The organism is Pseudomonas sp. GL-B-19 (genome assembly GCF_019956415.1).
Taxonomy (GTDB): domain Bacteria; phylum Pseudomonadota; class Gammaproteobacteria; order Pseudomonadales; family Pseudomonadaceae; genus Aquipseudomonas.
Genome location: NZ_JAHBDK010000005.1, coordinates 1 through 1272 on the forward strand (window position 1 = coordinate 1; position 1272 = coordinate 1272).

At 55.9% G+C, this 1272-nt stretch carries 1 protein-coding gene; it reads left to right on the top strand.

The window, feature by feature from the left end; translation table 11 throughout:
• A partial coding sequence (bamA, locus tag KGB06_RS00025; RefSeq protein ID WP_223511104.1) for an outer membrane protein assembly factor BamA occupies positions 1-1272 on the top strand: 1272 nt, incomplete at both ends.

A 1272-nucleotide genomic window follows, 5' to 3' on the forward strand; every position in this document is an offset into this window, starting at 1 on the left:
TCCGCGGGTAGCGTCTTTGGTGCTTTGCCGTTGAACGTCGGTGAACAGGCGGATGATCGTCGCCTGGTGGAATCCACTCGTGCGTTGTTCAAAACCGGGTTCTTTCAAGATATCCAGCTGGGCCGCGATGGCAACGTCCTGGTCATCACGGTAGTCGAGCGCCCGTCGGTCGCCAGTATCGAGATCGAGGGTAACAAGGCGATCTCTACTGAAGACCTGATGAAAGGCCTCAAACAATCCGGTCTGGCTGAAGGCGAGATCTTTCAGCGTGCCACGCTCGAAGGTGTGCGCAACGAACTGCAGCGCCAATACGTCGCCCAGGGTCGCTACTCCGCCACCGTCGACACCGAGGTAGTGCCGCAACCCCGTAACCGTGTCGGGTTGAAGGTCAACATCAACGAAGGCACCGTCGCGGCTATCCAGCACATCAACGTGGTGGGTAACACCGTTTTCCCTGAAGAAGACCTGATCGACCTGTTCGAACTGAAGACCACCAACTGGCTGTCGTTCTTCAAGAACGACGACAAGTACGCGCGTGAAAAGCTTTCCGGTGACCTGGAGCGTCTGCGCTCCTACTACCTGGATCGTGGCTATATCAATATGGATATCGCTTCGACGCAGGTGTCCATCACCCCGGACAAGAAACACGTCTACATCACTGTCAACATCAACGAAGGCGACAAGTACACCGTTCGTGACGTCAAACTGAGCGGTGACCTGAAAGTCCCTGAAGATCAGATCAAGTCCCTGCTGCTGGTTCAGAAAGGCCAGGTGTTCTCGCGCAAGCTGATGACCACCACCTCGCAATTGATCACCCGCCGTCTGGGTAACGAGGGTTACACCTTCGCCAACGTCAACGGCGTGCCTCAGCCCCATAATGAAGACCACACGGTCGACATCACCTTCGCTGTGGATCCGGGCAAACGTGCTTACGTTAACCGTATCAACTTCCGTGGCAACACCAAGTCCGAAGACGAAGTGCTGCGCCGCGAAATGCGTCAGATGGAAGGTGGTTGGGCTTCGACCTACCTGATCGATCAATCCAAGACGCGTCTTGAACGCCTGGGCTTCTTTAAAGAAGTGAACGTCGAAACCCCGGCTGTGCCAGGTGTCGATGACCAGGTTGACGTGAACTACGGCGTTGAAGAACAGGCTTCCGGTTCGATCACTGCCAGCATTGGCTTCGCACAAAGTGCCGGCCTGATCCTCGGTGGTTCGATCACCCAGAACAACTTCCTGGGTACCGGTAACAAGGTCAGCATCGGCTTGACC